Here is a 7,281-nt window from a genome sequence, read left to right as displayed (position 1 = left end):
CGGGGCGCCGAAGATCAAGATCAAAAGCAGATCAAGAGCGGCTCGCTTCGCATCGTGGAGTGTGTGGCCGGGCGCGGTCGACTGTGGGAGCTGGCTTGCCTGCGAAGGTATCGACTCGGTGTGCCTGAATCACCGAGTTGACTGGATCGCAGGCAAGCCAGCTCCCACAGTGATCGTGCTCTACCTACCCAGCCGTTATGCCTTGCGCACCGCAATCCTGTAAGTTTCGCCAAAAATACCCATCAAGCCGTTAGTCGCCGCACCCCGCGATGCATTAAAGTAAACGCCCCAGGCCCGGTGTTTTGTCACAACACCCAGGCTCATCTTTTCCAGGAACCGTCATCGATGGAACATCGTGAAGCGCTGCTTGCGCTGCGAACCTTTCTTTCTACGCAGATTCTCGGCCAGGAAAAACTCATCGATCGCCTGCTGATTGCCCTGCTCGCTGACGGCCATATGCTGGTCGAGGGCGCACCGGGGCTGGCCAAGACCAAGGCGATCAAGGAGTTGGCCGAAGGGATCGAAGCGCAGTTCCATCGTATCCAGTTCACCCCCGACCTGTTGCCCGCCGATATCACCGGCACCGAGATCTATCGCCCGGAAACCGGCAGCTTTGTGTTCCAGCAAGGGCCGATCTTCCATAACCTGGTGCTCGCGGACGAAATCAACCGTGCCCCGGCCAAGGTGCAGTCGGCCTTGCTCGAGGCCATGGCCGAGCGCCAGGTCAGCGTGGGCCGCAGCACCTACGAACTGTCACCGCTGTTTTTGGTGATGGCCACGCAAAACCCCATCGAGCAGGAAGGCACCTACCCGCTGCCCGAAGCCCAGTTGGACCGGTTCCTGATGCACGTCAAGATCGGCTTCCCGGACGCCGCCGTCGAGCGCCGTATCCTGCAGCAAGCCCGTGGCGAAGCGCTCAACGGCGAAACCAAGCCCGAACGCCGAGTCAGCCAGCAGGCCATCTTCGCCGCGCGCAAGGAAATCCTCGGCCTGTACATGGCCGATGCGGTGGAGGAATACCTGGTGCAACTGGTGATGGCCACGCGCACCCCTTCCAAGTTCGACCCGGAAATGGCCGAGTGGATCGCCTACGGCGCCAGCCCCCGAGGCTCCATCGCCCTGGACCGCTGCGCCCGCGCCCATGCCTGGCTGGCCGGTCGCGATTTCGTCAGCCCCGAAGATATCCAGGCGGTGCTGTTCGACGTGCTGCGCCACCGCATCATCCTGTCGTTCGAGGCCGAAGCCGCCGGTGTTGACCAGGACCGCGTGGTGCAACGCATTCTCGACGTCGTTGCCGTCGCTTGAAGTCGATGAACGCAAGCGATGGAATCCGCGTAACCCTCAGTGAATTGATTGAGATGCGCCACCGCGTGCGTGAGGTGCAGTTGTTCTCCACGCCTGGTCAACGTAGCCCGCTGGTGGGCCTGCACCACTCCAAGCTGCGCGGGCGTGGCGTCGATTTTGACCAGGTGCGCGTGTACCAGGCCGGCGACGACGTGCGCACCATCGACTGGCGCGTGACGGCGCGTACCCAGGAGCCGCACACCAAGCTGTTCCACGAAGAGCGCGAACGGCCGATTTTCATCATGGTGGAGCAAAGTTGCCGGCTGTTTTTCGGCTCGGGGCAAATGTTCAAGTCGGTGCTTGCCGCCCAGGCCGCCAGCCTGATCGGTTGGGCCGCCCTGGGCCATAACGACCGGGTGGGCGGACTGGTGTTCGGCGACAGCGAGCACTACGAGATCAAGCCACGGCGCAGCAAGCAAAGCCTGTTGCAACTGCTTAACCGGCTCGTGCGGGTCAACCAGAGCCTGAACACCGAGCGTCAGCCGGAAGCCGACGCCCTGGGCATGGCCTTGCGCCGTGGCCGCGAGGTGCTGCGCCCGGGCAGCCTAGTGGTGGTGATCTGCGATGAGCGCGCCCTCACCGAAGGCGCCGAGCAACAGTTGAGCCTGTTGGCGCGCCATTGCGACCTGCTGTTATTACCGATCTCCGACCCGCTGGACCACGCCCTCCCCGCCGCCGGGCTGCTGCGTTTCGCGCAAAGAGGCGCGCAATTGGAACTGGACACCCTGAATATCGACCTGCGCCAGGCCTACAAGGCCCAGGCCGAAGCCCGCATCGCCCGCTGGGAACTGCTCGCGCAAAAACTGCGGCTGTTGTTGATGCCCTTGAGCACCCAGAGTGAAATGGTCGAGCAACTGCGCGAATACCTCAACCCGCAACGCCCGGTTAAAAAACCATGAGCAGCCTGGACCAACTGCAACCGCTGATCGCCCCGCCCGCCATTGGCTTCTGGCCACCTGCGCCCGGCTGGTGGCTGTTGCTGCTGGTGATCCCCCTGCTCGGTTGGGGCCTGTGGTGGCTGCGCCGTTTCCTGCCGGCCCGCCGCCCCGTGGCGCGTGCCGAACAACCGCTGGACCCGTTGCGTATCGCCGCCCTGGCCGAGCTGGCTTTGATGCCCAAGCCCTACGACGGCGCGCCGGCTGGCGCCTGGTTGCAGCAACTCAACGGCCTGCTCAAGCGCCTGTGCCGTAACGACTACCCTTATAGCCAGAGCCACACCCTCAACGGGCGCAAATGGCTGGCCTTCCTGGATAACCGCTGCCCCGCCGCCGGCCTGACGCGCTGGATGGTGTTGGTGGAAGGCGCCTATAAGCCCGAATGCAAGCTCGACGACAAAGCCATCGCTGGCCTGACCCAAGCCGTCGACACCTGGATTCGCAAACATGTTTGAGTTCGCCTGGCCGTGGATCTTCGCCCTGTTGCCATTGCCGTGGATCATGCGCCTGGTGCTGCCCGTGGCCGACAGCGGCGAACCGGCGCTCAAAGTCAGCTACCTCAGCGACCTTGAGGGCCTGGCCCGCCGCCGTGCCCGCGTCAACCTGCCAGGCTGGCGCCAGCAAGCCCCATTCGTGGTGCTGTGGTTGCTGCTGTTGACCGCCGCCGCCCGCCCGCAATGGCTGGGCGAACCCTTACCGATTGCTGCCAGCGGCCGGGATCTGCTGGTGGCGGTGGACGTCTCCGGCTCCATGGATTTTCCCGACATGCATTGGCAGGACGAAGACGTGAGCCGCCTGGCCCTGGTCAAACACCTGCTGGGAGATTTTCTGGAGGAGCGTGAAGGTGACCGCGTGGGCCTGATCCTGTTCGGCAGCCAAGCCTACCTGCAAGCGCCCCTGACCTTTGACCGGCGCACCGTGCGCACCTGGCTGGATGAGGCACGCATCGGCATTGCCGGCAAGAACACCGCCATCGGCGACGCCATCGGCCTGACCCTCAAGCGCCTGCGCCAACGCCCGGCGCAAAGCCGCGTGCTGATCCTGGTCACCGACGGTGCCAACAATGCCGGGCAGATCGACCCGTTGACCGCCGCGCGCCTGGCGGCCGAGGAAGGCGTGAAAATCTACCCCATCGGCATCGGCGCCGACCCCGAGCAAACCGGCTCCCTGGGCATCCTTGGCGTCAACCCGAGCCTGGACCTCGACGAACCGGCGCTCAAGGCACTGGCCGAGGCCACCGGCGGCCAGTATTTCCGCGCCCGTGACGGCGAGGAACTGCTGAAGATCAAGGACACCCTCGACACCCTTGAGCCGGTGGAGCAACAACCCACCCAGGCCCGACCGGCCCAGGCGCTGTACGGCGGCCCATTGGCCCTGGCGTTGGTGTTGAGCCTGTTGCTGGTGGTGCAGGAACGCTGGCCGAACAACGCCTTGCAGCGCGCCTTCAATCGACTATCGAGCAGGAGCATCTTTTTGCAGCAACACCCTGAATGGCGCCAGCGTCTGCAGCGCCTGCGTTTGCGGAGGCGTCGATGATCGCCCTGTGGCCGCACTGGTTGCGCCCCTGGTGGCTGTTGTTGCTGCCCCTGCTTGGCTGGTTGCTGTGGCAGCTATGGCATCGGCAAAAGCGCGCCGGGCGTTGGCAGATGATCCTGCCGCCGGCGTTCCATGCCGAGTTGCTCAGTGGTGGCAATGGCCGCGAGAGTAAATCGCCGTGGGTCGTGCTCGGCATCGCCTGGCTGTTGGCCGTGCTGGCGTTGCTGGGCCCCAGTTGGCAACGGGTTGAACAGGCCAGCCAGAAACCTTCCGACCCCTTGGTGGTACTGCTGGAACTGACCCCGCAAATGCTCGCCACCGACAGCCCGCCCAACCGCCTGGAGCAGGCACGGCGCAAGCTATATGACTTGCTGCAAGCGCGCACCGATGCGCAAACAGCCATCATCGTGTACGCCGGCAGCGCCCATACCTTGGTGCCGCTGTCCGATGACCTGGCCACCAGCCGCAACCTGTTGGAAGCCCTGCGCCCCTCGATCATGCCCGAGCCCGGCCATCGAGCCGACCTGGCCGTGGAAAAAGCCCTGGGGTTGCTCAAGCAAGGCGGTCTCGGCCAGGGGCGCCTGCTGCTGATCGGTTCCTCACTGTCCAAACAAGAGCGCCAAGGCATCCGCCTGCAACTGCAAAGTGCCCAGGCTCCGACATTGTCGATCCTCGGCATCGGCAGTCGCGAAGGCACGCCGGTGACTCAGGAGAGCGGCGAATTTCTCAAGGACGACCAGGGCGCGATCTTGGTGCCGCGTCTAGACAGCCCGACCCTCAAGGCGTTCGCCAGCGAAATGGGCGGCCGCTACCGTGCGGCGCGCCTGGATGACAAGGACCTGCGCCAACTCGGCATGCTCGACAGCGCCCAAGCGCTGCGCGACGACGGCCAACGACTGCGCCTGGACACCTGGGCCGACCAGGGTTACTGGCTGCTCTTGCCGTTGTTGCTGCTGGCCGCGTGCGCCGGGCGTCGCGGCTGGCTGTTCTGCCTGCCCTTATTGCTGATGGGCGTGCCGCAACCCAGCTACGCCTTCGGGCTGCAGGACCTGTGGCTGCGCCCCGACCAACAAGGCCAGTACCTGCTCAAGCACAAACGCCCGGCCGAAGCCGCCGAACACTTCCAGGACCCACAGTGGCAAGGCGTGGCGCTGTACGAAGCCGGCAATTACGCCGAGGCCATCAAGCGGTTTGCCCAAGGCAGCGACGCCTATTCCCACTACAACCGTGGCAATGCTCTGGCCAAGGCCGGTGAGCTTGAAGCGGCCATTGATGCGTATGAACAAGCCTTGGAAGCCCAGCCCGATTTGCAACCGGCACTGAAAAACAAAGCCCTGGTTGAAACCCTGATGCAGCAGCAAGCACAGCCCGAGGCAGAGCCGCCGGCAAAAAACGAAGATGACGAAACCTCCCAACCCGGCCAAACTGCGCAACCGGGTGCCAGCGCACAAACGGCCCAGGGTGGCGAGCAGTCGTCCCACGGCCAGGGCGAAGCCGGCACCGGTGAGACTCAGACAGCCGCTACGCCACAGCCAGGCGGCAACGAAGTGCCAGGCAGCGAACTGGGCGACGAGCAAACCACCACGCCGCCACTGCGCCCCGCCGACACACGCCTGGAAGGCGAGCGCCGCCAGGCCTTGGAGCAATGGTTGCAGGAGATCCCGGACAACCCCGGCGAGCTGTTGCGACGCAAATTCTGGTACGAACAGCAACAACATCAGGACACCACTCGATGAGCCGCCGCACCACCCTTTTGCTCCTGCTCGCGCTGTCGGCAGGCCACGCCCAGGCGGCGGACCTGGTCGCCAGCGTAGACCGCAGCCGCCTCAACTCCGGGGAAACGGTGGAGCTGACGGTGCAATCGAGTGATGTGACCCAGTTTGGCAAACCGGACTTGTCGCCCCTGGATGCGCAGTTCGAAGTCAGCGGCACCCGACAGATCAACCAACTCACCACGCTGGACGGCGACAACCACGCCACCACCCGCTGGATCATCACCCTGCTGCCCAAGGTGAACGGCAACGTGGTCATCCCGCCGTTGCAAGTAGGCGCGCTCAAGACTCAGCCGATCACCCTGCAAGTGGTGGAAAGCGCCAGCCAGAACACCAGCGCCGAACTGGCCCCGGTGTTCATCGAAGCCAACCTCGACCAGACCAGCGTATACGTGCAGGCCCAGGCCCTGTTGACCGTGCGCGTGTACCACTCGGTGTCGCTGTATGACGACAGCAGCCTCACGCCCTTGCAGATACCGGATGCGCGTGTCGAACAACTGGGCGAATCACGCACCTATGAAAAGGTCATCAACAGCATCCGCCATGGCGTGATCGAAACCCGCTACGCCCTCTACCCGCAACACAGCGGCTCGGTAGTGATTCCGGCGCAGACCTTCAGCGCCACCCTGGTGGAATCGCGCCCGCCCCAGGAAAACACCCTGCAGGGCACCAAGCCGGGCAAGATGATTCACGTCAGCTCCGCGCCTCTGCCCTTGACGGTCAAACCCAAACCGGACGCCTACCCCGCCGACGCCCCCTGGCTGCCCGCACGCAGCCTGACCTTGAGCGAAAGCTGGAACCCCACGCCGGACCACGTGCAAGTCGGCGATTCCCTGACCCGCAGCCTGACCGTGGAGGCCGAAGGCCTGTCGAGCGCACAATTGCCGGCGCTGCCCGGCACCGAGGTCAACGGCCTGCGCCGCTACCCCGACCAACCGGTGATGGCTAACCGCACCAGCGACCGCGGCCTGACCGGCAGCCGTGAAGACCGCGAAGCCCTGGTGCCGACCCGCGCCGGCGAGCTGGAACTGCCCGCCGTGGAAGTGGTGTGGTGGAACACCCACGAAGATCACCTGGAACGCACCAGCCTGCCGGCGCGCACCGTGCACGTGGCGGTGAACCCCAGCCTGGTGGTAGACACCCCGGCGACACCGACCATCATCACCGCACCCGACGATGACCGCCTGTGGCTGTGGCAACTGAGCACACTGATACTTGCCTGCACCACCCTGCTGGGCTTTGGCCTGTGGTGGCGCGCACGCCGGCAACCGGCGGTACAACGCGCCGCCCAAACCGGCCCCAGCCCACGCACGCTGCTCGACGACCTCAAGCGCGCCACCCAGGCCAACGACCCCCACGCCACCCGCCAGGCCCTCGACGCCTGGGCGCGGCAACAACCCGAAACCCTGGCCGACATGGCCGCACGGTTTGTGCCGTTGTCGGATGCCCTGGATGGTTTGAATGGCGCGTTGTACAGCGAAAGCGGCCAATATTGGTTGGGTGATGACCTGTGGCGTGCGATCAAAGCCATCCCCGTGGCCGAACGCGAGCAAGACCCGGCGACCGACACCACCAGCTTACCGCCGCTCTACCCCAAATAACCCAGCCTCAACCAACACCACAAAACCCTGTGGGAGCGGGCTTGCCCGCGAAGGCCATAGGTATCTACACAACTTTGTAGCCTGTAGCAGCAG

Annotated in this window: 6 protein-coding genes and 1 pseudogene; all 7 read left to right on the top strand. The window is 64.7% G+C overall.

The window, feature by feature from the left end; genetic code table 11:
* Positions 1-223: pseudogene (locus tag A7K61_RS33375) on the top strand (hypothetical protein); the annotation flags it as partial.
* Between the two features lie 122 nt (positions 224-345).
* Entirely contained in the window at positions 346-1,305 is a 960-nt protein-coding gene (locus A7K61_RS29960) for a MoxR family ATPase (RefSeq protein WP_032892134.1), read from the top strand.
* Between the two features lie 5 nt (positions 1,306-1,310).
* A complete protein-coding gene (locus A7K61_RS29955) occupies positions 1,311-2,243 on the top strand; it encodes a DUF58 domain-containing protein (RefSeq protein WP_044273431.1) in 933 nt (310 codons plus the stop codon).
* Positions 2,240-2,734 carry a DUF4381 domain-containing protein gene (locus tag A7K61_RS29950; RefSeq protein ID WP_003190798.1) on the top strand — a complete coding sequence of 165 codons (495 nt, stop codon included), beginning with the start codon at positions 2,240-2,242 and terminating at the stop codon, positions 2,732-2,734. The genes A7K61_RS29955 and A7K61_RS29950 overlap by 4 nt, the downstream gene beginning before the upstream one ends.
* Positions 2,727-3,815 (top strand): VWA domain-containing protein, encoded by a 1,089-nt coding sequence (locus A7K61_RS29945; protein WP_069558977.1) that lies wholly within the window; start codon positions 2,727-2,729, stop codon positions 3,813-3,815. The genes A7K61_RS29950 and A7K61_RS29945 overlap by 8 nt, the downstream gene beginning before the upstream one ends.
* Positions 3,812-5,551, top strand: a complete 1,740-nt coding sequence (locus tag A7K61_RS29940) for a tetratricopeptide repeat protein (RefSeq protein WP_044273429.1) — start codon at positions 3,812-3,814, stop codon at positions 5,549-5,551. Before A7K61_RS29945 ends, A7K61_RS29940 begins: the two co-directional genes overlap by 4 nt.
* The gene (locus A7K61_RS29935; protein WP_069558976.1) at positions 5,548-7,188 is read left to right on the top strand and encodes a BatD family protein; all 1,641 of its coding nucleotides are present in this window, start codon (positions 5,548-5,550) and stop codon (positions 7,186-7,188) included. Before A7K61_RS29940 ends, A7K61_RS29935 begins: the two co-directional genes overlap by 4 nt.
* Positions 7,189-7,281 lie beyond the last annotated feature (93 nt).

The sequence above is a fragment of the Pseudomonas sp. AP42 genome (genome assembly GCF_001728935.1).
Lineage (GTDB): Bacteria > Pseudomonadota > Gammaproteobacteria > Pseudomonadales > Pseudomonadaceae > Aquipseudomonas > Aquipseudomonas lactis.
Note: the sequence above shows the minus strand (reverse complement) of the source record. Positions and strands in the feature narration are given on the sequence as shown.

What these genes read in the sequence shown, in the direction of transcription:
- A7K61_RS29950 (WP_003190798.1), top strand. Translation starts at nt 2,240, where the DNA reads ATGAGCAGCCTGGACCAACTGCAACCGCTGATCGCCCCGCCCGCCATT.
- A7K61_RS29935 (WP_069558976.1), top strand. Translation starts at nt 5,548, where the DNA reads ATGAGCCGCCGCACCACCCTTTTGCTCCTGCTCGCGCTGTCGGCAGGC.
- A7K61_RS29945 (WP_069558977.1), top strand. Translation starts at nt 2,727, where the DNA reads ATGTTTGAGTTCGCCTGGCCGTGGATCTTCGCCCTGTTGCCATTGCCG.
- A7K61_RS29955 (WP_044273431.1), top strand. Translation starts at nt 1,311, where the DNA reads ATGAACGCAAGCGATGGAATCCGCGTAACCCTCAGTGAATTGATTGAG.
- A7K61_RS29940 (WP_044273429.1), top strand. Translation starts at nt 3,812, where the DNA reads ATGATCGCCCTGTGGCCGCACTGGTTGCGCCCCTGGTGGCTGTTGTTG.
- A7K61_RS29960 (WP_032892134.1), top strand. Translation starts at nt 346, where the DNA reads ATGGAACATCGTGAAGCGCTGCTTGCGCTGCGAACCTTTCTTTCTACG.